Origin of the sequence: Xenorhabdus littoralis (genome assembly GCF_033949345.1) — a bacterium.
Lineage (GTDB): Bacteria > Pseudomonadota > Gammaproteobacteria > Enterobacterales > Enterobacteriaceae > Xenorhabdus > Xenorhabdus littoralis.
Map to the genome: position 1 here is coordinate 1 of NZ_VCDP01000024.1, position 26,290 is coordinate 26,290.

Annotated in this window: 19 protein-coding genes; 12 read left to right on the plus strand and 7 right to left on the minus strand. The window is 41.5% G+C overall.

Annotated features, from left to right (window positions below; translation table 11 throughout):
• The first annotated feature begins 81 nt into the window (after positions 1–81).
• The 9 genes from acuI to fis all read left to right on the plus strand — a co-directional run bounded on the left by acuI (position 82) and on the right by fis (position 8,293).
• On the plus strand, positions 82–1,056 hold the full coding sequence (gene acuI, locus FE394_RS07010) for an acrylyl-CoA reductase (NADPH) (RefSeq protein WP_319925686.1): 975 nt from the start codon (positions 82–84) through the stop codon (positions 1,054–1,056).
• A 155-nt stretch (positions 1,057–1,211) separates the two neighbouring features.
• A complete protein-coding gene (aroQ, locus tag FE394_RS07015; RefSeq protein ID WP_319925687.1) occupies positions 1,212–1,664 on the plus strand; it encodes a type II 3-dehydroquinate dehydratase in 453 nt (150 codons plus the stop codon).
• Between the two features lie 27 nt (positions 1,665–1,691).
• Positions 1,692–2,135, plus strand: coding sequence for an acetyl-CoA carboxylase biotin carboxyl carrier protein (accB, locus tag FE394_RS07020; protein ID WP_319925688.1), 444 nt, complete (start codon positions 1,692–1,694; stop codon positions 2,133–2,135).
• An 11-nt stretch (positions 2,136–2,146) separates the two neighbouring features.
• Positions 2,147–3,496, plus strand: a complete 1,350-nt coding sequence (accC, locus tag FE394_RS07025) for an acetyl-CoA carboxylase biotin carboxylase subunit (RefSeq protein ID WP_319925689.1) — start codon at positions 2,147–2,149, stop codon at positions 3,494–3,496.
• 614 nt (positions 3,497–4,110) lie between these two features.
• Positions 4,111–4,353 carry a YhdT family protein gene (locus FE394_RS07030; protein WP_319925690.1) on the plus strand — a complete coding sequence of 81 codons (243 nt, stop codon included), beginning with the start codon at positions 4,111–4,113 and terminating at the stop codon, positions 4,351–4,353.
• Positions 4,343–5,788: a sodium/pantothenate symporter gene (gene panF / locus FE394_RS07035; RefSeq protein WP_319925691.1), complete on the plus strand. Its 1,446-nt coding sequence runs from the start codon at positions 4,343–4,345 to the stop codon at positions 5,786–5,788. Before FE394_RS07030 ends, panF begins: the two co-directional genes overlap by 11 nt.
• Before the next feature lie 51 nt (positions 5,789–5,839).
• Positions 5,840–6,721: a 50S ribosomal protein L11 methyltransferase gene (gene prmA / locus FE394_RS07040; protein ID WP_319925692.1), complete on the plus strand. Its 882-nt coding sequence runs from the start codon at positions 5,840–5,842 to the stop codon at positions 6,719–6,721.
• A 284-nt stretch (positions 6,722–7,005) separates the two neighbouring features.
• The gene (gene dusB / locus FE394_RS07045) at positions 7,006–7,989 is read left to right on the plus strand and encodes a tRNA dihydrouridine synthase DusB (RefSeq protein ID WP_319925702.1); all 984 of its coding nucleotides are present in this window, start codon (positions 7,006–7,008) and stop codon (positions 7,987–7,989) included.
• Between the two features lie 7 nt (positions 7,990–7,996).
• Positions 7,997–8,293, plus strand: a complete 297-nt coding sequence (fis, locus tag FE394_RS07050) for a DNA-binding transcriptional regulator Fis (RefSeq protein WP_010847912.1) — start codon at positions 7,997–7,999, stop codon at positions 8,291–8,293.
• A gap of 129 nt (positions 8,294–8,422) precedes the next feature.
• On the opposite strand, the gene FE394_RS07055 is transcribed toward fis, so the two are convergent.
• Positions 8,423–9,373 carry a LysR family transcriptional regulator gene (locus FE394_RS07055; protein ID WP_319925693.1) on the minus strand — a complete coding sequence of 317 codons (951 nt, stop codon included), beginning with the start codon at positions 9,371–9,373 and terminating at the stop codon, positions 8,423–8,425.
• Between the two features lie 192 nt (positions 9,374–9,565).
• Between FE394_RS07055 and FE394_RS07060 the strand changes: the two genes are divergently transcribed.
• A complete protein-coding gene (locus tag FE394_RS07060) occupies positions 9,566–10,813 on the plus strand; it encodes an MFS transporter (protein ID WP_319925694.1) in 1,248 nt (415 codons plus the stop codon).
• 161 nt (positions 10,814–10,974) lie between these two features.
• Here the strand turns inward: FE394_RS07060 and FE394_RS07065 are convergent, their stop codons facing one another.
• The 6 genes from FE394_RS07065 to FE394_RS07090 are packed head-to-tail and all read right to left on the minus strand — an operon-like array spanning position 10,975 to position 23,772.
• Positions 10,975–11,838 carry a DUF7281 domain-containing protein gene (locus FE394_RS07065; protein WP_319925695.1) on the minus strand — a complete coding sequence of 288 codons (864 nt, stop codon included), beginning with the start codon at positions 11,836–11,838 and terminating at the stop codon, positions 10,975–10,977.
• Positions 11,839–11,843: 5 nt separating this feature from the next.
• On the minus strand, positions 11,844–13,082 hold the full coding sequence (locus FE394_RS07070) for a sbcc family protein (protein WP_319925696.1): 1,239 nt from the start codon (positions 13,080–13,082) through the stop codon (positions 11,844–11,846).
• Positions 13,082–13,702 (minus strand): condensin complex protein MksE, encoded by a 621-nt coding sequence (locus FE394_RS07075; RefSeq protein ID WP_319925697.1) that lies wholly within the window; start codon positions 13,700–13,702, stop codon positions 13,082–13,084. The genes FE394_RS07070 and FE394_RS07075 overlap by 1 nt, the downstream gene beginning before the upstream one ends.
• Complete coding sequence (locus tag FE394_RS07080; RefSeq protein WP_319925698.1) at positions 13,702–17,367, minus strand: ATP-binding protein; 3,666 nt, start codon at positions 17,365–17,367, stop codon at positions 13,702–13,704. Before FE394_RS07080 ends, FE394_RS07075 begins: the two co-directional genes overlap by 1 nt.
• A gap of 46 nt (positions 17,368–17,413) precedes the next feature.
• Positions 17,414–19,630: a hypothetical protein gene (locus tag FE394_RS07085; RefSeq protein WP_319925699.1), complete on the minus strand. Its 2,217-nt coding sequence runs from the start codon at positions 19,628–19,630 to the stop codon at positions 17,414–17,416.
• 14 nt (positions 19,631–19,644) lie between these two features.
• Positions 19,645–23,772 (minus strand): hypothetical protein, encoded by a 4,128-nt coding sequence (locus FE394_RS07090; RefSeq protein ID WP_319925700.1) that lies wholly within the window; start codon positions 23,770–23,772, stop codon positions 19,645–19,647.
• A 606-nt stretch (positions 23,773–24,378) separates the two neighbouring features.
• On the opposite strand from FE394_RS07090, the gene FE394_RS07095 reads away from it, so the two are divergent.
• Both FE394_RS07095 and FE394_RS07100 read left to right on the plus strand, forming a co-directional pair.
• Positions 24,379–24,573: a transposase gene (locus tag FE394_RS07095; RefSeq protein WP_419836314.1), complete on the plus strand. Its 195-nt coding sequence runs from the start codon at positions 24,379–24,381 to the stop codon at positions 24,571–24,573.
• Between the two features lie 136 nt (positions 24,574–24,709).
• A complete protein-coding gene (locus FE394_RS07100; RefSeq protein ID WP_319925701.1) occupies positions 24,710–25,237 on the plus strand; it encodes a P-loop NTPase family protein in 528 nt (175 codons plus the stop codon).
• Positions 25,238–26,290 lie beyond the last annotated feature (1,053 nt).

The following is a 26,290-nucleotide window of genomic DNA, read 5'->3' on the forward strand; positions in this document are numbered from 1 at the left end:
CAATATAGTGTGATGACGCCGAACAGCCGAACCGGTAGTAGATAGTGGTGTCAAAGAGATACCCACCCAGGGAGAATAGCCATGAAAGCCTTATTGATTGAGCAACACGAAACATTATCAGCATCCATTCAGGATATTGATGCCTCTCGGTTGCCATCAGGTGATGTAACCGTTGATATTCATTGGTCAACGCTCAATTACAAAGATGCCCGCGCTATTACCGGCAAAGGGAAAATCATCCGCCAATTCCCGATGATACCGGGGATAGATTTTTCCGGTGTTGTTCATCATTCCGAAGATCCCCGTTTTCATGTCGGTCAACACGTTTTGCTGACTGGCTGGGGTGTGGGAGAAACACATTGGGGCGGGCTGGCAGAACAAGCCAAAGTCTCCGGTGATTGGCTGACCCCCCTGCCACAAGGATTAAGTACCAGACAGGCGATGATCATCGGCACAGCAGGCTTTACTGCCATGCTGTGTGTCATGGCGCTGGAACAAGGGGATGTGATGCCTGAAAGCGGAGACATTGCCGTCACGGGTGCCAGTGGTGGTGTTGGCAGTACTGCGATTACCTTACTGTCACAATTGGGTTACTCCGTCGTCGCAATCAGCAGCAAGCCCGACAATAAAGATTACTTACTCTCCTTAGGTGCGAAAGAAGTATTGCCCGTCAGTGACTTTAACCAGCCATCCCGCCCATTGGAAAAACAGCGTTGGGCTGGTGTTATTGATACTGTTGGTGGCACGGTATTAGCAACCTTATTGGCGCAAGTAAACTATAACGGTACGGTAGCCGCCTGTGGTCTGGCAAGTGACAGCCAGCTTCCCACCACCGTAATGCCTTTTATCCTGCGCAATATTCGCTTACAGGGCGTTGAATCCGTTACCGTTGCTGCCTCAAAACGTCCGGCCATCTGGCAACGATTGCAAAAACTTCTGCCGGATTCCTTTTATCAACAGATCGCCAACGAAATCACATTACATCAGGTGATTGAATACGCCAATAAGTTAGTAAACAATCAGGCTACCGGCAGAACAGTGGTTAAGATGCGCTGATAAGACCAGTATTTTGCTGCTAAATGCCACGATATGTTTATAATGTCGGACTTTATCGCCAAATTTACAAATCTGGCTATCAGAAAGAGATGACAAACCGTTGACATCGAGTTATCTTGAACGATTGTTGACAGATTGCCGGAGATACCCGCACAATGGCAGACAAGTTTCGCATTTTACTCTTGAATGGTCCCAACCTGAACCTGTTGGGAACGAGAGAGCCAGAGACCTACGGCAAGTTAACGCTTAATGACATCGTTAACAAACTGTCAAAAGAAGCTCACCAATCGGGAGTCGAGTTATCCCATCTGCAATCTAATGCAGAATCTGAACTGATTGAGAGAATTCATTCGGCGCGGGGCAATACTGATTTTATTTTGATTAACCCTGCGGCATACACGCATACCAGCGTGGCACTTCGCGATGCACTTCTGGCGGTGGATATCCCATTTATTGAGATTCACCTCTCCAACGTGCATGCCCGTGAACCGTTCCGCCACCACTCATATCTTTCCGATGTCGCGGTGGGCGTGATCTGCGGATTGGGTGCAGATGGTTATAGTTTCGCATTACAGGCAGCGGTCAACCGCTTGTCAACATCCAACTAATTTATATAAGAGTACGGAATCACACTCATGGATATTCGTAAGATAAAAAAACTGATTGAGCTGGTTGAAGAATCTGGCATTTCTGAACTGGAAATTTCTGAAGGCGAAGAATCAGTACGCATTAGCCGCGTAGCAGCCGTGCCAGCGATGCCAGTGACTCAGCAATATATCTCTGCGCCAGTGCCAGCCGCTGCTCCGGTAGCACCAGTTGCTGCTGACAAGCCTGCGGAAATCAGCGGTCACATTGTTCGCTCTCCAATGGTGGGTACGTTCTACCGTTCACCAAGCCCGGATGCGAAAGCTTTTATCGAAATCGGCCAGCATGTTAATCAGGGCGAAACCCTGTGCATCGTTGAAGCGATGAAAATGATGAATCAGATCGAAGCGGATAAAACTGGTGTAGTAAAAGCGATTCTGGTTCAAGACGGCCAACCTGTTGAATTCGACGAGCCATTGGTCGTCATCGAATAACGAGGCGTCCCATGCTTGAAAAAATTGTCATTGCTAACCGTGGTGAAATTGCACTGCGTATCCTGAGAGCCTGTAAGGAACTTGGGATCAAAACCGTTGCTGTTCACTCTACAGCAGATCGCGACCTTAAGCACGTCCTGCTGGCCGATGAAACTGTCTGCATCGGCCCTGCGGCTTCAGTAAAAAGTTATCTGAACATTCCTGCGATTATCTCTGCGGCAGAAATCACTTGCGCACAGGCCATCCATCCGGGTTACGGCTTCTTGTCTGAAAATGCTGACTTTGCCGAGCAGGTAGAACGTTCCGGTTTTGTTTTCATTGGCCCGAAAGCGGATACCATCCGTTTGATGGGAGACAAAGTTTCCGCTATCAGCGCGATGAAAAAAACGGGCGTACCTTGTGTTCCCGGCTCTGACGGCCCATTGGGTGACGATGCCGAGAAAAACAAAACGATTGCAAACCGCATCGGCTATCCGGTGATTATCAAAGCATCGGGCGGCGGCGGCGGTCGTGGTATGCGTGTTGTGCGCAGCGACAAAGATCTGGAACAATCCGTTGCCATGACCCGTGCAGAAGCCAAAGCGGCTTTCAACAACGACATGGTATACATGGAGAAATTCCTTGAGAACCCACGTCACGTTGAAATTCAGGTATTGGCCGATGGTCAGGGCAATGCGCTCTATCTGGCTGAACGTGACTGCTCCATGCAGCGCCGTCACCAGAAAGTGGTGGAAGAAGCACCCGCACCGGGCATTTCACCAGAGCTGCGCCGCAGCATTGGTGAGCGCTGTGCCAAAGCGTGTATTGAAATCAATTATCGCGGGGCGGGTACATTCGAATTCCTGTACGAAAACGGCGAATTCTACTTTATTGAGATGAACACCCGTATTCAGGTTGAGCATCCGGTTACGGAGATGATCACTGGTGTTGACCTGATCAAAGAGCAGTTGCGCATTGCCGCAGGTATGCCGCTGTCCGTCAAGCAGGAAGATATCGAAATTCAGGGCCATGCGATCGAATGCCGTATCAACGCGGAAGATCCGAAAACCTTCCTGCCAAGTCCGGGCAAGATCACCCATTTCCACTCACCGGGCGGGTTTGGTGTACGCTGGGAATCCCATATCTATGCGGGATATACCGTACCGCCTTACTATGATTCCATGATTGGTAAGCTGATTACCTACGGCGAAACCCGTGAAGTAGCGATTGCCCGTATGAAGAATGCGCTGGCTGAGTTGATCATTGATGGCATCAAGACCAATATCGACCTGCAACTGGCTATCATGAATGACGAAGACTTCCAGAAAGGCGGAACCAATATCCACTATCTGGAGAAGAAACTGGGCTTACAGGATAAGTAAGGTTTCTTTCTAATATTCAGGCATCAATGCTTTAATTTAATAAAAACCCCATCTTTTATCGATGGGGTTTTTATTTAAGGCAAAATTTAGTAACCGTATAATAATTAATGAAAACGCAAGAAAACCAATCAAAAAAATCAACTTACAGAGTAAAGAAAAACAAAGAAATGATAATCATATCAGAGATGAGGAATAAATTTACTCAAAAAAAATCAATAAATTATAAATAAAATACAAAAGCATTAAATTTCCATCATCCTTATTATTATCGAAATTTTGAGTGAACAGTTCGCTTCTAAATGTAATCTGTTTTTTATTTAAACCTTAATCATCTAAATATAAAACTACATTCAGAAAAACATCCAGTAATAATTCAAAAACGCTTCCTTTCGTTTAAAACTCAATCTTGCTTTTATCAAAAATTAAACGCCTCCTGCCATTGTTAACAAAAGGACAAAATATAAGTGAATTTCAATCAAGCGCTGTGTTGCTATAAATTGAGTCAGCATTTTGATTTTATTCTGGTTTCCACGGCACATTTTTCTCCTGAATAAATCCACACATTACCGTACAATTCCCCTCATATTGTTTCATGTAAGTTACCCGGAGAACGGATGGACAGACGATTTGTTCAATCCCATAAAGAAGCACGTTGGGCAGTATACCTGACGCTGGCTTATCTTGTTGGTTGGCTGCTGTGCGCCTATTTACCCAGTGATGATATCGGCCTGACTGGTCTGCCTCACTGGTTTGAACTGGCTTGCCTGCTGCTGCCCGCCTTATTTATCATCCTCTGCTGGTTGATGGTGAAGTTTATATTCAAGGATGTTCCGCTGGAGGATACCGATGCAAAATGAAGTCATTCTGCCTTTAGTAGGATATTTGGCGTTGGTTTTCCTGCTATCAGTCTATGCTTATCGCCGTCGCCAAACTGGCGAGTTCCTGACGGAGTATTTTCTCGGTAATCGCTCAATGGGCGGTTTTGTACTGGCAATGACCATTACAGCAACTTATATCAGCGCCAGCTCATTTATTGGTGGCCCCGGTGCTGCATATAAGTATGGTATCGGCTGGGTGTTGTTATCGCTGATCCAACTACCTGCTATATGGCTTTCCCTCAGCGTACTGGGGAAAAAATTTGCCATCCTCGCCCGTCGTTACAATGCGGTCACCCTCAATGACATGCTTTACGCCCGCTATCAGAGCCGCTTTCTGGTCTGGATTGCCAGCCTGAGCCTGTTGGTCGCCTTTGTCGGTGCAATGACCGTACAATTTATTGGCGGGGCGCGTTTGTTGGAAACTGCCGCAGGTATCCCTTACGACACGGGCTTACTGATTTTTGGCGTATCGATTGCCCTTTATACTGCATTTGGCGGATTCAGGGCCAGTGTCCTCAATGATGCCTTGCAAGGGCTGGTGATGCTGCTTGGGACGGTGTTATTGCTGGCCGGTATTATCTATAAAGCTGGCGGGTTATCAGCCGCAGTCACCACTCTGCGCGCAATTGATCCTAATCTGGTTTCACCTCACGGGGCCGATAACATCCTCACAGGGCCATTTATGGCATCCTTCTGGGTACTTGTCTGCTTTGGTGTCGTTGGGCTGCCACATACCGCTGTACGCTGCATTTCCTATCGAGACAGCAAAGCTGTTCATCGCGGCATTATTCTTGGCACCATCGTCATGGCGATCCTGATGTTCGGTATGCATCTTGCCGGCGCATTGGGTCGGGCAATCATTCCTGATCTGACTATCCCGGATCAAGTGATCCCAACCCTGATGATCACCGTATTGCCTCCTGTTGCAGCCGGGATTTTTCTGGCTGCTCCGATGGCGGCGATTATGTCCACCATTAACGCCCAACTGCTGCAATCTTCGGCGACCATCGTCAAGGATCTCTATTTAAATCTGTTTCCACAACAAATAAGCCAAGAGAAAAAACTCTCCCGTATCTCCAGCTACTCCACCCTGATTTTAGGTGCATTATTGCTGTTGGCTGCATGGCGTCCACCCGAGATGATCATTTGGTTAAATCTGCTGGCCTTTGGCGGCCTGCAAGCCGTTTTCCTCTGGCCGCTGGTATTGGGGTTATACTGGGAAAAAGCCAACGCTCATGGAGCAGTCAGCTCAATGCTGACAGGGGCGGCAAGCTATACCCTGCTGGCAACTTTCAATATCCATCTTCTTGGTTTTCATCCCATCGTGCCATCGCTGCTGTTAAGTTTACTGGCATTCGGGATAGGGAATATGATGGGTAATAAACACACGCAACAGAGCGCTGCTTCTCAATAATCGCAGCGTGACTTTACCTTTACAAAAAGCTTTACAAAAAGAGAATTTTTTATGCCTTGGATACAATTAAGATTAAACACCACGGGACAACAAGCGGAAGCACTGGGTGATGAGCTGGTAGAAAGTGGCGCAGTCTCAGTGACCTTTCAGGATAGCCATGATGCCCCAATTTTTGAGCCTCTGCCGGGTGAAACCCGTTTATGGGGTGATACCGACGTCATCGGCTTATACGATGCTGAGATGGATATGAAAGCGGTTGTCAGCCAATTGGAACAAGTTCCACAATTGGGCAAAGGTTTTATCCACAAAATTGAACAACTGGAGGATAAAGACTGGGAACGTGAGTGGATGGATAACTTCCACCCAATGCGCTTCGGCAACCGTCTGTGGATTTGCCCTAGCTGGCGCGAAGTTCCAGAACCAGACGCTGTCAATGTCATGCTTGATCCCGGTCTGGCGTTCGGCACCGGGACTCACCCAACGACTTCCCTCTGCCTGCAATGGCTTGATGGCCTTGATCTGGCAGGTAAGACCATCATCGATTTTGGTTGTGGCTCAGGTATCTTGGCTATCGCTGCCCTGAAACTGGGCGCAAAACACGCCATCGGTATTGATATCGACCCTCAGGCGATTCAGGCCAGCCGGGATAATGCCGAACGTAACGGTGTATCCGACCAATTGTCCCTTTTCCTGTCTAAAGATCAGCCCAACGACCTTGAATGTGACGTTGTGATTGCAAATATTCTGGCTGGCCCGTTGCGTGAACTGGCACCTATCATCGGCTCATTGCCTAAATCTGGTGGATTATTAGGCTTGTCTGGTGTTCTGGCAAGTCAGGCTGAAGGAGTCGCTGAAGCCTATGGCAATGAATTCATTATCGATCCGATAGCTGAACAAGAAGAGTGGTGTCGTATCACAGGGATTAAAAAATAATCAATTAATATCTATTGAAAAGCGAGATTATCCACTAAAATGATCACTCAGGAGGTCAATTGGTGATAATCCGCTCTCTTTGTGATTAGAAATGTTAGTAATAATAAATCTCATCAATAACACGTAACCTTATGTTATTTAAGAGTAATCAATAAAGTTTGAAAAAATCAACTGGAAAAAAACCGTTATAAATATCGATTCGCTCAAAGTTTGGCCTTTCATATCTTGTGAAAAATGCGTAATATACGCGCCCTTAGCCACAGTTGACCACTCTTTCTTCGCCTATGCGTATCGGACAATACCAGTTGAAAAACTGTCTTATTGCAGCCCCTATGGCTGGCATAACAGATCGCCCATTTCGATCTCTTTGCTATCACATGGGAGCAGGAATGGCAGTTTCGGAAATGCTTTCTTCCAATCCTCAGGTTTGGAAGACGGATAAATCCCGGCTGCGTATGGTTCATAGCGACGAACCCGGAGTGCGTTCTGTACAAATTGCCGGTAGTGATCCCGATGAAATGGCGGCGGCGGCGAGAATCAACGTCGACAATGGCGCTCAGATCATCGATATCAATATGGGGTGTCCAGCCAAGAAAGTGAATCGTAAGCTGGCAGGCTCTGCATTACTGCGTTATCCAGAACTGGTTGAAAAAATCCTTTCTGCGGTAGTCAATGCGGTTGATGTGCCTGTTACTCTGAAGATTCGCACAGGATGGTCACCGGAAGAACGTAACTGTGTAGAAATTGCCCAATTGGCCGAACGTTGTGGGATTCAGGCTCTTACGATACATGGCAGGACACGAACTTGCCTGTTTAATGGTGAGGCCGAGTACGACAATATTCGGACAGTTAAGCAGACTGTTGCCATTCCAATTATTGCTAATGGTGACATTACTGACCCGCTAAAAGCCAGAGCAGTGCTTGAATACACCGGGGCTGATGCCCTGATGATAGGCCGCGCTGCTCAGGGAAGACCCTGGATCTTTCGGGAAATCCAGCACTATCTGGAAACAGGAGAACTGCTGTCACCGATGCCCCTTGGCGAAGTGCAGCGTTTAATGAGCGAGCATGTACGAGAACTGCAAGACTTTTACGGTCAAGGCAAAGGAGTTCGTATTGCACGCAAGCATGTATCTTGGTATCTCAAGGAACATGCTCCTGATGACCAGTTTCGGCGCTCATTCAACGCCATTGAGGATGCCAGCGAACAGCTGGAGGCGTTGGAAGCATACTTCGAAAATTTTTGCGTAAATAAAGAAAAGAGCTGACAGAACTATGTTCGAACAACGCGTAAATTCTGACGTACTAACCGTTGCTACTGTAAATTCACAAGATCAGGTGACTCAAAAGCCCCTGCGTGACTCAGTTAAACAAGCACTGAAGAACTATTTTGCACAACTGAACGGTCAAGACGTTAATGACCTGTATGAGCTGGTACTGGCTGAAGTAGAACAACCACTGTTAGACATGGTGATGCAATACACCCGTGGTAACCAAACCCGCGCAGCACTGATGATGGGAATCAACCGTGGTACTCTGCGTAAGAAGTTGAAAAAATACGGCATGAACTGATCCTAGTCTTAGATCATGTTGTTGAAAAAGCACTTTCTCTTTTGGGGAAGTGCTTTTTTTGTTTTTGTTTATACAAATGTTTATACACGGAAAAATGTTTATATCCGTTGGGTATGAGTAAAATAAGTGTCAACTTATATCAGAACTAGACACTTGATGTTCCTCTCTCTGCTTCAGCCACTGCATAAAATCTTCTATAAATACCTTTGTTTTTAGCGGCAATAATTTCTTTGGCAGGGTGATGACATAAGCATTTCGTGGAAATGGAGTATCAATTTTCCATTCAGGAAGCACTTTTTGCAATAATCCCTTAGAGAGATAAGTATTCGCAACAAACGTCGGCATAAGGGCTATACCGACTCCTTGAAGAACTGCATCTAACCTCACATCACTGTTATTAATCATCAGCCGTGGCTTCAAAGAGATACTGACGCTGTGTTCTTTGTTTCTAAATATCCAGTTCCAGTCACTGTCAATCTGCTGCTCAACCGGTAAAAAGATATTGTGGGTACTGAGTGAGGAAGGTGTCTTAGGGAGATCTTTATGATAGTTTTTTGAACTTACCAGAACATAATCAATCGGCATTAATATTCTGGCAACCATATTTTCCGGAGGATATTCAGTGACACGCAATGCCAAATCAAACTGGCTATGTGCAATGTTTACAATATTATCTGTCAGTGATAGTTCCACATTAATATCAGGATAACTTTTCAGGAAATCAGCTAAAAATGGAGCAAGTAATATTTTTCCCAGTGCATTAGGAGCAGTTATCCGCAAAATCCCACGAGGTGTATCATGACTGTTTTCGGCCAATGAAAATAGTTCATCAGTCGCATAAATAACGTTTAAAGCGGAGTGATATATTTCCTGACCACGCTCAGTCACCTGCAACATACGTGTTGAACGGATAAAGAGACGCTGGTTCAGTTGATTTTCAAGACGATCCATCATCCTGCTAACAGATGATGGCGTCATAGACATTGCTCGAGCCGTCTTAGAAAAACTCCCAGTTTCAACAGTCTTAATGAAAACAATTAAAGCCGGAATCAATCCCGCCAGTTCATTTTTGTTATTCATGCACAAGTCTTTTGCAAATGAGATATCTGGTCAAAATATCATTGAACATTATGATACTCAATAAGGAAAAATTATCGAAACCAATACACTGACTGTTGGGAATTTCTTATTGAAAAAATATGCAAATAACGGCTAAGCCATTGGATATCTAATTGCTTTTTAAATAGGGCTCTATAATTATCAGGTGAATATATGGATAATCATCAATTTGGTTTGAAGCGTTTTATATGCTCTCGTTTTCTTGGCACTCTGTGTGATCAGTTTTTACTTTTTGCTGTACCGCTTACTATATTACAGGTAACAGGTTCATTAATGTTAGCTTCTTTGGCATTCGTCATTGAGTGGATCCCACGTCTGATCTTTTTTCCTTTATCCGGATTTATTGCTGATAGGGTTAATCCCAAAACTATATTTTTTAATATTGAAGCCGGTCGAACATTGTTAATGCTGCTCGCATTCTTGGTGCTCTTTTTTTATCCACAAATGACATTTTCAGTATTAGCAATAATGATGGCACTGCTCTCTGTTGCTTATGTCCTCAACTTTGTATCGACAGAATCTCTCTTACCCCGCAATCTTCCAGCGGAAGAATTGCCCAAAGCGCTGTCCATGGTTCAAGGCGTTGATCAAGTTACCCAAGTATTGGGACCAACGCTTGCCGCAGCAATAGCGCTGTACGGGGGTATTAATGCCATATTAATCGTTGCAGGGGGATTATTTGCAATTGCAGCGATTAATTACCTTTTTCTTAAATCACGTAATGTCAGTGTTGGAGATAAATTAAGTTTCAGGTCATTGATTGATTCTAATAAGCTAGGTGCCAAAGTGCTCTGGCAAAATAAAATACTCCTGCATTTATGTGGATTAACATGGGTGGTCAATCTGATATACGGTGCAGCTCTGGTAGTCAGTGCGGCAGTAATTCTTGAAGAATTTCGTATGCCTGAACGCTATTTTGGTATCTTGCAATCGTCAGCAGCCATAGTGACAATCGTTGCTTTCTTTTTTGTTCCTCGTTTTGTCAGACGTTTTGGATTATCGACATTAGGAACAGTCTCTTTTTGTGCAATGATTTTAGCCGGAATGTTGATGACAGCGTCGGCTTATTATGTGATGTACCTTTTTGGCTACGTGTTATTGATGGCTTTTGATGGTGTGTTCAGTGTCTATTTACGCTCTCTCAGGAGCCAAATCATTCCTAAAGAACATCTTGGGAAAACAACGGGCTTAATTGGATTACTGAATATGTCTTCTGTTCCCGCAAGTGGTGTTGCTGTAACTTTTTTAGCAGGCTATTTCAGTCCATTGGAAATTATTGGGATTATACTGGCGTTTGCTTTCATTATAGGAGTTGTTCTGATTATTTTAGGCCGCCATTTTTTTGGTTATCAGAGTTGGCTACCTCCGGTAATTACTACCACTACAAAAACTGGCGGGTGAACATGAGCCGTTTTATTAGTCATGGTGTCATCTTTTCATTAAAAAATGGGCGGATTTATAACGTAAATCTGCCTGCTTGCTCTTCTAAGATATCTTCGTACGCTAAACATACCAATCTCTTATATCTTTCAGGCAGCAATATTCGGTCAGATTAATAACCTTTATGAAGTTATAGAAACTATCTGTAATGATCTACACTGCATTTTCTGTTGCCGTAAAGCTTTTTGCTCGAATAACACTTTCAAATAAGGCTCGAAAAAACTATTTATGTTTTTATCTTCTATCTTTTTTAAAAATTTCAATTGATTATCAGGAAACATAGCAACAGACGCTGTTTTCCTTACGACGTCTAATGAAGGAAGTAACATGGCCTCATAACCTTCATGCATCGCAATGCTTACCCCTTTAGGATCAAAATCACCAAAGTAGATAGCGGGTTTATTCATTTCAAGCCATTTATCTTTAAGCTTTGTTGTCGCTTGACCATATATCTTATCACCACGGTAAACTATAAGTGGTGAATGGAAATTATGTAGAGAAAATTTAAATAAGTCTAAGTAATAAAAGCAATCTGAATTTTCGACGACGATTAGAACATCAAATTGTGATAAAGGAATATCCTGCCAGTTGGTGTCGCTAACCTGTATTTTCATGTTCTGGTCATTGAATACAGGGCTGGTAAGATGAATGAGTACTCGCTGCTGACGAGGGCGGATACCCGCTGTTTTAATTTCCTGATCGCTTAATAGGGCACTCTCAATTCGGCTTTTCGTCTGTAGTTCACATCGAAAATGAGTTTGATTTAGTTTTTGTTGGGTCGTGGCAATGGCATTCAATAATTCTTTAGTAAAGGTGAACTCTGGCAAGTTCAGACTGTTTGCCGGAATGAGGTCTTGTTCCAGACACCACACTAATACCTGCCTGACAATTTTACTGTTCGTTTTCTTTTTCTCATTACCTTTTGAGAAAAGCCGTTTTTCCAACATTTTCAACCATGTTAATGCACCAAGATTTAAAGGATTCATCTGTATCATTTTTCTATGATTCTCACTGTGATATCCAAGATTAACTTGAGATCGTTAACAGGACTGGCTTTAATCTCGTTATTTCGAAGCCAAAATCTGCTTTTGACTTTTTGTTCTAAAGATTGGTATTCAGCAATCACCTGATAAAGCCAAATTTCATGATCCCATGGAAGTTCCTGATCCATTAAATAATCCAACGCGCTGATTTCCTTCACACTATCTATTACGTACATGTAGAAATTTTCGACATCCTGCTTCAATGCTTGCTGGCGGGCTGCGACCTCCTCATCAATAAATGTTATTACTGCGCTGGCACTTTGAAAATCAGACAATGGTACTTTTGCAGAGGCGGGAAGTGTACGGATCAATTCAGCCAGAACTTGTCGCTCACCAGATCTATCAAGTGCTAATGCTCCGTGAAGATGTAAAGGAGCCGACTGATTAAACAAGGGAGGGATATCTGAACGATAAGTGTAATTCGCTGGCTTATATTGTGGGTGCTGGCGTAAAAATGCCACCATATTGGTAATCAGTAATGAGCGTGATTGCTGTTGACGAAATTTGGCCAACAACGCTATCAAACGCCGTTGTACTTCCAGCAAACTGCTATGGTGTATACTTAACCGGATTTGTAGCTGACTAACTAACAGCTTACGCAAATGATTGTTGCCTTCCGACAATTCGATGAGTTCGTTGAAGTCCAACAGTTCCAGGCCATCAAGCAGACGACGAAGTTGTTTCTGGGCTCGTTCATTTTCATTGATTTTTTCATTGAGACTCCTGACAAAACCAAAGTCACTGTTTAAACGATGCCAGAGGCTATCAATTGCCTCTTCGAACTGCCCGCTTAAATCATATACATGTTCAGTCAATCGCTGTAGCTGTAATTCCGCAACACTATAATCTCCTTTATAATAAGCATCCCGCCAAGCCTGCACTCTATTACGGATTTGCTCTAGTTTTTCGGCAACATCGGCGTTAATTTGTCGGCGATTTTCATCAGCAACCATACTGGCAATCAGTTCACTGACCAGCGGCCTCAGTGTCAAAGGCTTCTGCTCATCCGGACGCCATAAAATCCGGGCATCAATCAACTTTTTCAGTGCATTTTCACTGAAAGCCGTCTCATTAATAAAACCATCGAGATAACACTGCATCAAAGCGCGGTGATGTTTACCCAGCAGAGCCAACCGCTCAGCGCCAATATTAAACAGGTTAGAGAGCATTAACATGTCAGTCGCCATTAGAGAAGGCTCTCCTGAACAGGTTCATCTTCAACCGGAAGATGTTCTTCATCTCGGATAAAACGAATGACGTCAACCAAATAATCGATTTTACCTGTCACAATGTAATACTGGCGATCGGCATGAGGCTGCTTAAGATAACCATGTTCTTTTAGACGGTTGAAAATAAGCTTAATTTGATTATCCAACTCTGGGCTTCGGCTTTTAAAAAAGCTGTCACTGGCAAGTTGATTTAAACGCTGCCGCAGACTTTGGTTATCTTCGGTTCGCAAAATGATTTCTTGTAATTTAATAACATCGCCGGCAGTTAATGCACTATCACGACCCTGAATTTCTTGTATTAATAACAGCCATTCAAGCAAGGGTTGCAGGGAATTGATGATGAATGCAAGCTGACCAGTAAGCTTTTTACGAGCCTCTTTGGTGAATTCGTGATAACCAACAAAATAGACTGTCCGAGTATCATTGCTGACCAAACGTCTGTTAAGCGGCCGCAAATAGTCATTGATTTTCTGCTGTGTCTGCTCGTCACTCAAATGCCGGAAACTATCCTCATCACTGATCTGACAGATAAAATCTCCGGCCAATAATCGTTCCAGTAAAGCCCCATATGCCAACATCAATTGGTCTCCTGTTCTTTCTGCATCAATCGTTCAGCAAGACGGTTCACTTTAGGTTGAACCCGTTTTAGTCGCCATTTGGTGGGTTCATCTTGATCCGCTTCAAGCAAATAACGGTGCTTGAACAGCATCAATACATCAGATTCTAAGTTAGGAAAAGCCCCCACAATAATAATGTGATTATTACTGCAAGCAGTAAAAAGGTTTTCTACATTGTGATATGCCAGCGTACCAATTTCATCAATCGGCCAATGAATAGCGACCTGAGACTGACCACGTAACAATCGGGTAAAGGCCAATAAATATTTGCATAAAATCAGGTAGGCCATTCCATGACTGGATGACTCAAGTAATTGACGATCATTTTTTATTACCAGATCGGAACCACCTTCATTTAAGTGCAGCTCAAGACGCAGTAACGATTCAATACTGTATTGTTCATCAGAACGCAGTAATTCAACGACATCAGCCAATTTGTTCAAATACTGTTCGGAAGGAAACGCTTTCCCCGATGAACGCCACTCATCATAAAGTTTGGTGAAAGTTTTCAAGGGCTGCCAGAATCCCAGCTCATCAATAGCCGATAATATACGCACTTCGGACTTACCAATACTTTGCAGCAATAAATCATCGGCTACTGCTTCGCTCAGGCGGCGACTTTGCAATGCAATACGACGATTTATATCACTGAAAACAGTAAAAAACTTCTTCAAATCGCCACCAATATTTTCCCCCATTTCCAGTAGTTGCTGTTGCCTGTCCCTCAATATACGAAGTATCCCTTCCAGAATAGGCAATTGCATACGCTTGTCACTAGAATCAGGCAACTTGCGCATTTCGTGATCCAGACTGTCAAGGAAATCGGGTTCAGCATCAAGACCTAACGCATTCCTAAATTGCTCTAGCTGATTAGCCAACTGTGTATCAAATTTACTGCGTTGCTCTAAAAGTTCACTAGTGCGTGACAGCCGCTCAACAATACTCGCTGAAGTATCCTGTTTTATCGGTGAAATATCGTTCAGATGTAATACAGACAATCGAACCAGTATCTGCTTTAACTGTTCCAACAGCTGCTCTGCTTTATTCATGTTGTTGCGATATTGCTGTATTTGCTCATCCAATTGAGCTTGGTTGGTGATGAAGTTTTCTTTCAGTTGATTGCGTTCTTGTATAAGCTCGCGTTGCTGTTGCCTAAACGTAGTTTCATTCTCCAGCAGTTCCGGGCGTAACTGCTTCCAGCTAACCTGCATAAAAAGCGTCCAGGCAGACAGCTCATCCTGACGTTTCTCTATTGCCCTAATATCTGTTTTCAATCGCTCATGGCGTTTTTTCACACTCTCTATTTTTTTGGGGTCGATACCTCTAGAAGACAATGTGTCATTGAATGCTTGCTGAAGTTCATCAAGTTGAGTATTGATACTTGTACGTTTATTAGTGAGCTGTTGTTCAAGCTCTATTATCTGCTCATCAAATACCTGTAGTTCAGACTGCCAACCTGCTTTCAGCTCCATGTACTGAGCGTTGTGATCCCCTCTTAACGCCAGCAATTCTGTCTGCTTCTGCTGCTGTAGACTATTATGTCGCTGTTTTTGCTGGGTGAGTTTTGTTCGTACATTAGCTTTCCGCTGCTCATTCAAATCATTCTGCTGTGATTTCAACCGATCACGGTCAGAGCGAGCAAATTCGATATCCTTTTCGTACAAATGATATTGCCTTTCTGACTGTTCGAACTGCGCCATTATTTGTTCAACTTGCTCATGATGCTCTTTTAGTGCTTTTTCAGCGGCAGACTTTTCAGCTCGTTTTTTCTCAATCTGTTGCTCTATCGTGTAAATACGATGACGTACAGCAGCTTCATCAAGTGCAAATTCCGGCATATCTATCGCTGCCAATTCCAGCTGCAAGCCGTATAGATTATCAGTCAGTTCATCCAATTGGGGACGCAGGTCTTTTCGCTCCAGTAAACTTTCACTCAATACCTTGCCAAGATTCTGTTCCCAATCGCTATAATGCAGCTGTAAAAAATGACGCAGGCTGCCTTTCTCCGGTTCTAACTGGCGATATAATTGTTGTAATTGCAGCTCAGTAGTGTTCAGGGCAATGCGCGTCCGTTCCAATTGATCATTTGCCTGATCCCTTTGTTGCTGCGCTTTAGTAAGCTGTTGACGTTCTTCTTTTATTTGTCGTGTTTGCTGCTGTGCCTGTAATTGGGCTTTTTCTATACGTGATTCTGCCACATACATTTCATCACGTTCATCGTCAGTGAGCTGTGAGCGTTTCAGTTGTTCCTGTAACACAGCAATGGCACTACTGCATTCGGTTAATTGTTCACCTAAGCGACTTTCTAGTGCCTGTTCCCGTTCTCGCAATAACTGTTCAAGAGCCGTTTGCTTACTCACCTGCTGTTCTCGCGTATGCTCTTTTTGTTTTTGTAATTCCTGTTGTTTGATTCGATTTTGCTCGCTTAATTGAGTATAAGATTCTTCAAGTTTGGCTTTGTGCTGCCCCAACTGACGTTCCAGATCGCCATGTTGCTCCATCATCAATTCATATTGGTCAGCCAATTCCTTCAAGTCTTCACGCCACACCGGCAAAGCATTTGTATCATGCTGTAACTGGTCCATATCGAGGCGCTCATATCGGTCGTATTCTCTCTGAAAATGATTAAGTTGGCTAACCGTTGCTTTTATATCAGCTTCCGTCTTACTGAGCCTGCCATTGAGATTCAGCTGTTGCTCTTCATATTTTTCTTTGAGCTTTTGTAGTTGACCGCGTAACTGATAAACTCGCGCTTCAGCGTCAGCCTTATTCTTCTTTTGTTGTTGTTCATCATCCTGAATTAGTGGCAAAAGCGCAGCCAGTTGTGCCTCTGCATCATTTAATTGATGCCCTAGCCGTTTTAATGATTCAAAGTTTTGTTGGAGTTTGTCAGAGCGTAAAGAGTGACGCATCTGCTGAATCCACTCCCGCGCTTTTTGATTTTTTACTTTGGTCGTTGGAAGCGTGACACCGTCTTCTTCAAAAATAGCTGCCAGCATAGCCTTCAGTGTATCCATTTTGCCTTCTTTGGCATGTACCGCGCTAACCAGCTTTTCAATATGCCGTAATCTATGATGACCACTGGCTAGGCTATAACTTGCAGAAAGACGGCGCAGTTTTATGCTGTCGGAATTCTTTTCCCTCAATGCCGAGGCATCGTTTTGGATAATGCTGCGATATTCGCTGGTCGCACTGATTTTGGGGGATATCTGGACATCACTTCGATCACGCATCGCGGTAGCCCATTCACTGTAACTAAAGGCTTGCACGTTCTCCTCGGCATATGGAAGATAAAAATCACTCTGATAAGGTGCGCTAACAAAACGATAATCAATGCCTCCATCGCTTTTTCGCGTTAAAACAACCTGACAAATATCACCACTTTCACGCTGATATTCATAAACAATATAACTGTTACTGTAAGGTAGATAATATTCATCAAATTTTTTACGGGTTCTCGGTACCACCCGATTCGGTTGTTCCCCATAAAATACAGGCACCAAACGCTGAAGTGTTGTTTTACCCGCTCCATTGGTACCACAAATATTTGCATGTGCATCAAGCTGAATTTCTACTACTCCCGGCAGATGCGTGTGGATCAAGATAATACGTAATAGCTGTGACATCTCCCCTCCTTAATCGCGGGATACCTGCACCAGATATGGAGAATTTTCAATTTTCCAAAGCTAATCGCGCCATTTTCTCTAAAATAGTCATTTTAGAATTATCACCACCAACCAGAATTCCATTGGTCATTGTATGCAAGTAAAGTAGTACAAGTTTTTGTTCAAGTAGTCCTGAACTGACACAATTTCCGTCTTTGGTATATAACATGACATCACGCATCCCGGATAATGAACTTCCATTCCCCTTAATCCCACCCGCTGGAGGTACAAATACCCGAAGAAAACCACCACAATCTTGGACAGGAATACGACTTCCGGTTAGTTCATGTGCGTTTTGATATTCAGGTTTAAATATGGACATGTAATAGGGAAGCAGGTTGAACCGTTTATTTTTAGAGTAAAGTTTGCCTTTGATTTTTCCGTCTTCACGGCGACTCTCTATATACGGTTCTTGAGCCGCTAATGCAGCCTCAATTCCCGTGTAACTATCATTGAGGATAATACGTGGTACAAATTGACCAGACCATACCGTTAAACGAGACTGAGTCTGCTTATCTACAATCCAAAACTGGTCATCTTGAATAAATCTTTTCCCTTCAGGCTGAAGGAATGGGAATTCCGAAACAAAATCAATCGCCGCAGAGGCATCTTGACTCCATGGTGATCGACGAACGTGTTTAACAACAATTCCCTCCTTTGTAATACAAACTTCGACAACAGCGACAAGTTGCTTAGGGCGTGTGCAATGAGGTACTCGTATCTGCCGTGTAGCAATCAATGAAAGTTCAGTAGATATAAGCTCAATAGGAATCTTTGGAACAGGAATGACTTTATGTCCTAGTAAACACTCTTTCAAAGATAACTCAACCAAACAACGTTTAATTGCCTCCTGATTTTTTTTCTGTTCTGCTTTTTGGGTTTTACCTAATGGTAAAGCAACCAGATCACTCGGGGATAAATTCAAACCCTGTGTTATAGCCAAGATAGAATCACGATTGATTAAGTAGTTGAATTTAAATTCTGTATACGGATCAACTATTGAATCTTCCTGTAAAAGATCTTCATAAGCTTCGTTTGCTTTTACCAACTGGAATTCAGAAGGTGTTTCTTTCTTGGCAATACGAACTGTTCCCTGTTCACTGTTTTCCGCCTTCCCATTCAAAAAAAGATAGTTAGTCTCTGTATTAAGTTTATCCGGGATTGCTGTTGCCATACTAACGACGGGTTGTTCAAACTGAATTTTTTTATTGCGTACAACATGATATTCATGGGGAAAAAACGCATGAATAAGAGGTTTCAACGTATCCTTATCCATCGGTTCACTAGAGGCATTAACGACCACCAACGGCTTGGATAATTGGGCTAACGGTTCAAGAGGAATATATCCATCATCTACACAATGTGTAGCAACAAAAGTACTACGCTCAAAAGAAATACCTGCCTTATTAAATAAAGCCTGAGTAAATTCCAACAATACATTCAAATAATAAAAGCGTGTCTGCCGAATTTTATTTATATTCAAACTGATGCCAAGCATTGGATACTGGCGTGCATCTAATTTATGGAATTCACGGGGGACAAGGCGGGTAGCACCTATCATATACCCTTCCCCAACATCAATCGGAAGTGTTGCTGATGAAGATTCGCCTGCATCTGCTTTATTCCTTTTAACAAATACTTGGGATTTAACATTGCAAATCAATATACTGTACTTATTAATGTTAAATTCCACTTCGACCAATTTCTGAATTTTTTTGTCAGCTTGGTGCATACTGCCCAAATACACTCCCGGACCAAAACCTCCAGCAACGAAAGTTTGTTCAGCATCGAAAGCCGCCGCCTCTATCAACTCCTTCTTGAGCATCAGTTCAATGAATTTTCCCGGATGGGCTTGAGCGGCGGCAATCATAGACTCTTTACTGAGATTAGGACGAGGTCGTAAATACCAAGCCTTATTTTTTATAATAGAAAATGTAAATTTATCGGTAGCGGCCACACTCAATTGAAGTATTTTGGCGATTTCCCTGCGTGCCCAATTCGTGCGTTTCTTAGATAAGGATTCAATAACGGTAGTATTTAAACTTTCGTTTTCTTCGCTATCAGGAATAATTTTGGGTAACTCTATATAGCAAGGGACAAGTAAACACGAATTTTCGGCCTGCCATTTCGCAAGCATGACTGCAACATCTTTCGGTGATTCTTTGAAGTGTAAAGCGTTTAAGCGGGCAACTGCAGAAATTCCTTCCAAACGTTGAACAGGCATTAATTTTTCTCCACTTATTTACCAAGTAGCACATTAACCATATTGCTATTAATGACCCAATTAGACGCACCTATCGTGTTAGGTATGTAAAGTGACATAAAACGAATAGTACCTCTGTTTGGGTGCTTCAAATTAAATTTGTGTGCACCATAAAGATTCACATACACGGCATGAATAGTTTTATCCGGGAAATAATGACTCATTCTCTTATGTTTTGAGACTGCTTCAATTTCTAATTCAGCTTTTTTCATACGATCGGTACTACGAGTCCAATTCTTTATATCGATAGCAACAAGAGTGTTATTTCCAACACTTAGATAATAATCATAAAGCTGATAGAGTTCAGCCTCTTTAGAATGCATATCTAAGTTGAAATACTGTACTGGAGAGCCACTTTCTTCAGGATTATTTGGTACGACACCAAACTGGTCTCGAACATATTCTTCAAATACAAGTTCTGCTATATAGCCTTTCATGATGTCAGTGACAAACCACGGTTGTGGTAATAACTTAAACATTCCTTCTGGCGTTTCAACTTTGAAACCATTAACATTTTTCAATAACGATTTTATTTTTGAAGAAAGTTGAGATTTCAGGCTATCAGACATAACCTTCTCAACCCAATTAAAAATATCTGTACCATCGAATGCATCCGTAATAACAGTTTCAGTCATACCCACCATAGAAAATTCGCGAGTATATATTTCTGCAGATAAAGGAAGCTGTATATAACATGCATCTCGAAAAGCTGAAGGAATACCAGCGATTTTCAACTTCGATAAATATTTATCGGGATTTGTAAACATTAATGGATCAAATAAACGTGACCACGTTGCACGTGCCGACTTATCTGAACGAAAACGCTTTGGTGTATCGCTGGTAAATCTGCGAAATTGATTACTTAATTTAAGGCTTGTGGTTAGATGAGATTTACGTTCGTCGGCAGTTATAAAAATTGCAGTCTCTGAATTATATTTATCAATTGCTTGTAAAACAGCACGCTGAGCAGGTGATGCACGCTGGCGTAGTTCATCAACATGCTTTAACCCAAGGTGAACAGTACGGATTGCTTCAGAACTCAGATAAATAAGTTGCTGAGCCATTATTTCTTTAGGGCGTCTTTCGCCACGACCGATCGCTTGAAAAACCGTACGGGTAATATCAATGTCATGTTCTTTACGCAAATATTTCCATCTGTTACGAGAATATTGGAATAACAGATCGCCTCGGGACATAGCAGCCCAATCTTCATTTTTATCGCGAATTACCTGAACAAAACTCTGGAACATTGCAATGGAGAATCCTCTACTGCCAGGTCTTGTATGACGAGTATAAAAAGGATTATTAAGTAAGCAAAACAGCTCAAAATCACGTTCTTTGCCATCTTGCTTAGTAAAAAAGTTTATCCCGCGTGAAGCTGATGAGTAAGCTGTCCACAGTAAAATTTTTTTATCCGAAATATCTAGAGCATCAATTAATTCCTGATTGAATTGACCCGTTTCTTCACTTTCATCCAAGAGCTCTACCTGTCTAATACTCTTATCTCGGAAACGTGAGGATTTATAGAGAATCAACGTAATTTTTTCACTGCTCCCCGTCTTACGATAAGTAGGTAAATATTTTGCATCTATAATAAAATGATAGCCTGTTTCATCCTGTTGTTTAAGCCATCCACTGTCTTTATTAGCCAGCCGTATTAAGCGTTCCCGGATATGAGAAATAGTTTGACAAAGGACTAATCCTGAACGTATATCACTAGACATTAAACGGTCTAAACTGGCAACCAATCCTTTTATTTCATTATTTTTATAACTATTTCTCACATTATAGTAACCGGATTCACCTTGCTTGGGGGTTGCTCCATCGAACATGTCAAACAGGCCATTATATCCCTTAGAAATATCAAATTTTTTGGCGGGATTTGTATCATTTAAAATCGTTATGTGGCGTTCCCGATTATTCATCGATTCTTTGGCTTTTTCAGAAACAATATCCAATTCATCTTTGGACATTTCTTCAAATAGACCATTTTTAGCTGAAATCAATCTACGTAGTTGATTTATATTGAATGCTCCTGAAGATGCACCCGATAATCCCCCTGTAGCACTCATTAAGTACACGCCATTGTTACGGCCGAGCATTCGGGCAATATCTTCCTCGGGTGTCGCACGTAATGTCGTAATAGTCAATGTCAGGCTAACATCAGCAGGTAAATTATATTCTTCAGCCTGAATCCGGCTTTCTTCTAACGTTACGATACTTTTAGTTTCATTAAAGAAGAATGATTCTGTCAACAATTCATCGCTACTGGTATTGTTTTGTATCCCTTCAGTTGTAATAGCATTTTTGAATAATTGCCGGACATCATTTCGGAATCGATATAGATTAGGGTAACGTTCAATTTCAGCTTTAGTAAATGTGTCATTATCGACATTTTGTTGATTAACAAGTATACGGGCGATGAATAAAATCAGTTCCAAATAATGCAATAAAGTATAAGCGCCTTCCGGTACTTTACTTTCATTTTCATAATATTTTAGCCGAATGGTCTGATTGGCTGTATCCTTACACAATTCCACTTGTTTCAAGAATTCAGTGTCCATAACACTTGCAGATTCATCGAAAAATGTCTGCGAGGGCTGGTCGAGAACCTCTCCATAAGTTGCTCGGCTCATGGTAAAAAACTTCTTATCAAAAACCAGATCTCTCAGTTCACGAAATATGTGGTAGTGACTCTGATCTGCTGGCGCAATTGATGCCACATAACCACGTAGCAAAGCTAATACATGACTTTTTTGTTGAAACCGCTTGAATTTGTTCTGAACATCATTTTTATCCAGTAACTGCGTAAGAATTTCAAGGAGCTCATTATCATTAAATCGAGCAGCAGTGAGCGGAAACTTATTCGCTAATGATCGTCGAAAAAGTTCAACCCGACGTTCATCAGAGATATATTTTGGTCTCTGGTTTCTCTCAATAGTAATTTCATTCGTCACGTCTTCACTGACTTTGGCAATTTGCTCCAAATGTTCATAAACTTTGGTCGCAAGTTCCACCTCTCGCCTATCTCTACTTTCAAATGCTAGCGGCCATTTCAGATCGAAATAGGTAAAAAACTCTGTAATCATGACATTCAGATCATTTTTGCCTTCAGAGTTAACAATCGATTTATGCTGATCAAACATATACCAATACGAATCTTCTTCCTCATCCACGAAAGTTACAACCCTCACAGAATCAGAACTACCTGAAATCGTTTGCCCTAAAAAGCTGTCCTCACAATTTAACTCGTCTAAAAAGAACGAAAGATTTTCAAATAATTTCCAGCGAAATGTGTTTTTATCCTTATCAAAAACGTAGACTGTATGCGACACCATAGATTTAGATGCCGTACAAATCAAAATACCCGGCTTATCAATAAAAGCTTGTAAAGGATATAATCGAAGCACCATTTCAGCGACTTGTGGAATACTCATATATCGTTCATTAGTATTTCCAGCTTTTCGTGTACTGACATCTAAAGCGATCAACTTTCTGGTAAGCGAGTTTGCTATCGAAAGTACTCTACTTGCAGATTTCTCATAAGCTTCTTTAGTATCTTCATACATATCATCATTGGATGACATATGTAAAAAAGGAGATTTTTTGCATATTAGACACTTTCTATGTAATTCAGTAATACTTGCAAAAACGCCTTTTTTCTTTGCCTCCGTTTTCTTTTCTCCCCTCTCCATTTTTGCTTGCAAATCAGGTTTATTTTCCAGAAATTTAGCAAGCGCTATCCCTGCCCGGAAAAAAGTAAGATCGTTGATATGATGCTCTCTCGGATAAAGTCGATAAGCCAAGATGGATTCGCCACTGGAAAGAATAACTTGGTCAATATTGTCTATGTATTCTCTGGTACGAGATTGAATGTCTTTTGAAAAGCCTGTTACCAGCGAGTGTAGAGGCGCAATAAAAACAGGGATAACTTTGTGATGACGAAGCAATTCTATGGCAAACAATGCTGCATTATGAGTTTTTCCAATTCCCGTATACCAGTTAAGACATTTGATAAAGGGCCTGTTCTTGGCTCGAATGAAAGGCTCCATAAAAGCTTTTGTAAAAATGGGATCTTCCTTTTCAACTTGCTCTTGTGCCATGCAACCATATCCTCTTCGAATAATCTACTATTCAGTAACCATATGATATGTTAAGGATTAATTAACTAGCAGGGATCAATGAATATATGAAGAAATAAAACTGGTCAGCATTTTATATGCTCGTATTATCAGACATATTTTTTAATGAAATACAGTGACTACTTTTCTAAATTAATTATAAGACGCTATTTTTATTAAGATTTAACTCTAGATAAACGCTTTAATTAATTTTAATTGTAATTGTAAATAATGATTAGACTCTGGCTTTCATGGCTTTTAAAATAACTAGTTTATTAAAATGATAATTAATGACCATTATTACTTTCAATATACCAACAACAACAATATACCAACAACAAAAATAGAAAAAATAATAAATCGACGATATTATTACTTATTTTTAACGCAGCATTAAATTGATGGTAAGAATACCATTAAAAAAGGGATAATAGCACAAATAAAAAACCAAAATAGTACAAAATTAGATGATTTTTCAGCATAAAAATTTTGGTCACGTATTCAATCCGTTGATTGTGTTGTAGTCCAATGATTTTGGTCACCTGCTGAGAGGTGGTATTCTCACTTCAACAAAAAACAGGTGACATTATGCAAAGACGTTTTAGTTCAGAATGTAAACTGGAATCCGCTCTGCTGGAGCTTGATCACCACAATTCTATTGCCGAAGCAGCCAGGGCAATGAATGTCAGTAAGTCTACTATGGAAAAATGGGTTAATCAGTTAAGGGGTGAGCGACAGAGATATTACTCAATCTTCACTTGGCAGAGCTTCGGGAGAGAGTAAATATTGCCCAAAATGATATGGCTACAGCTTTGGGTTAATTAAGCTACCAACTGCTTGACTTACCGCCTAAATATAAGCAATATTTTGCCCCCCATTAGGGTAACAAAAATCAAAACTATAACTATTGGAGGAAGTCATGCAGCTTTCGGATTTAGGAAATAGAATTTGCATTATGGGGCCTTCAAATAGTGGTAAATCTACTCTTGCGAATGCAATTTCAAGAAAATGTGGTTTTAAAGCGATTCATCTGGATCAACTTTTTCATTTACCAAATACAAATTGGCAAGAACGTTCCGCAGATGAATTCATTTTATTGCATGATATGGCAATAGAGCAGGAGAGTTGGATCATTGATGGAAACTATAAAAGATGCCTGCCACAACGCTTAGCCAGAGCAACAGGCGTGATTTTATTGGATATTTCAACATCATCAAGCTTGCTGCGTTATACATATAGAACTTTATTCCAACACTATCGTCATGGTGGTCTGGAAGGTAATAAAGACAGCATCAAATGGAAAATGATCCATCATATTACTGTTGTCACACCAACAAGCAGAAAACGCCACGCGGCACTATTTGAACGATTGGAGCTTCCCAAGATCAAACTATCTTCCATCAAAGCAATTAAAGATCAATTTGATGAATGGGAGCTTACTCGATAGTTATTATGAAAGTTATTAACTTGTTCAGTCTGATTACTTTTCTTTGCCTTATTTTAACGGGTTGTGACAACACAAATACCAACACCGATATCAATGCTGATATTAATACCAGCGCCAATCCCTATGACAATGATAATGGTCCATCTGAAAATCAGATAAAGAGTGCTATTAAAATCAATTTGATGAATGGACTAAATCTGATAGTAAATATCCAAATCAAAGAGGGCAGCTTTTTTTCGAGTCAGTAGAGAAAGTGGGATATTGTGAACCATCTAAGGATGAACCTGCTGAATTGCGTTGTCCGGTCAAAATTAATGTCAATCAGAAAACAGGATTTAATACTACACCTACGTGCTATGAAGTTAGTCACAAAATCATTTTCTGCGACTAAACTCATGCAAGCCATCAGCGTTTAACACTTCACACTAAAAACAGTCGGAGTCTCCAGCGATGAGAAGGTTTCAAATAGCCGGCGATAATAAGTACCTTTTGGTGTTGGCATAGCCCAGTTATAGTCTACTACTTCTTCTAAAGAAGTCGCGTTCTCTTCTAGATGCCCTTTCCTTACAATGAGTTGTATTCTTTTTCCATCAGTTTTTCGAAATTTAATTCAGCATCCATTCTGATGGGGATAATTACTTTTTCCCATTTTTACTTAAATGAGAGAGATACCCATACCAATTCAAATGACGGAACACCACTCTACTCTCCCTTTTTCTTAATCGAACCCTGCTATTTTTCTGAAAAACCGTTTCAACAATTAGAGGCTTGCTGTTTTAGTGAGATCTTTCGCCTAAAAGCGCCAATGCGGTGATCTTCTATAGAAAGAATAACCAATAAAAAATGCTTGTTTTAGGAGTATTAAAAAGTGCGAGTGAAACCCGATTTTCGACCAATAATAAGTCTATTCAGTCGAAAAAATAATGTTAAATGATATTTTTGATGAATAGTTGGCAAATTAACGACAATAATTCTCTGAAATGTTCAGATCTGTTTATATAACTGAAATAAATAAAATTTTATTAAAAAACAAAACATTTTATACCAAACTGT

Coding starts and splice junctions, on each gene's coding strand:
- FE394_RS07065 (WP_319925695.1), bottom strand. CDS start 11,838: ATGAATCCTTTAAATCTTGGTGCATTAACATGGTTGAAAATGTTGGAA.
- accC (WP_319925689.1), top strand. CDS start 2,147: ATGCTTGAAAAAATTGTCATTGCTAACCGTGGTGAAATTGCACTGCGT.
- FE394_RS07030 (WP_319925690.1), top strand. CDS start 4,111: ATGGACAGACGATTTGTTCAATCCCATAAAGAAGCACGTTGGGCAGTA.
- FE394_RS07060 (WP_319925694.1), top strand. CDS start 9,566: ATGGATAATCATCAATTTGGTTTGAAGCGTTTTATATGCTCTCGTTTT.
- accB (WP_319925688.1), top strand. CDS start 1,692: ATGGATATTCGTAAGATAAAAAAACTGATTGAGCTGGTTGAAGAATCT.
- FE394_RS07090 (WP_319925700.1), bottom strand. CDS start 23,772: ATGGCACAAGAGCAAGTTGAAAAGGAAGATCCCATTTTTACAAAAGCT.
- FE394_RS07095 (WP_419836314.1), top strand. CDS start 24,379: ATGCAAAGACGTTTTAGTTCAGAATGTAAACTGGAATCCGCTCTGCTG.
- panF (WP_319925691.1), top strand. CDS start 4,343: ATGCAAAATGAAGTCATTCTGCCTTTAGTAGGATATTTGGCGTTGGTT.
- FE394_RS07100 (WP_319925701.1), top strand. CDS start 24,710: ATGCAGCTTTCGGATTTAGGAAATAGAATTTGCATTATGGGGCCTTCA.
- FE394_RS07055 (WP_319925693.1), bottom strand. CDS start 9,373: ATGAATAACAAAAATGAACTGGCGGGATTGATTCCGGCTTTAATTGTT.
- FE394_RS07085 (WP_319925699.1), bottom strand. CDS start 19,630: ATGCCTGTTCAACGTTTGGAAGGAATTTCTGCAGTTGCCCGCTTAAAC.
- FE394_RS07080 (WP_319925698.1), bottom strand. CDS start 17,367: ATGTCACAGCTATTACGTATTATCTTGATCCACACGCATCTGCCGGGA.
- acuI (WP_319925686.1), top strand. CDS start 82: ATGAAAGCCTTATTGATTGAGCAACACGAAACATTATCAGCATCCATT.
- fis (WP_010847912.1), top strand. CDS start 7,997: ATGTTCGAACAACGCGTAAATTCTGACGTACTAACCGTTGCTACTGTA.
- FE394_RS07070 (WP_319925696.1), bottom strand. CDS start 13,082: ATGGCGACTGACATGTTAATGCTCTCTAACCTGTTTAATATTGGCGCT.
- dusB (WP_319925702.1), top strand. CDS start 7,006: ATGCGTATCGGACAATACCAGTTGAAAAACTGTCTTATTGCAGCCCCT.
- FE394_RS07075 (WP_319925697.1), bottom strand. CDS start 13,702: ATGTTGGCATATGGGGCTTTACTGGAACGATTATTGGCCGGAGATTTT.
- aroQ (WP_319925687.1), top strand. CDS start 1,212: ATGGCAGACAAGTTTCGCATTTTACTCTTGAATGGTCCCAACCTGAAC.
- prmA (WP_319925692.1), top strand. CDS start 5,840: ATGCCTTGGATACAATTAAGATTAAACACCACGGGACAACAAGCGGAA.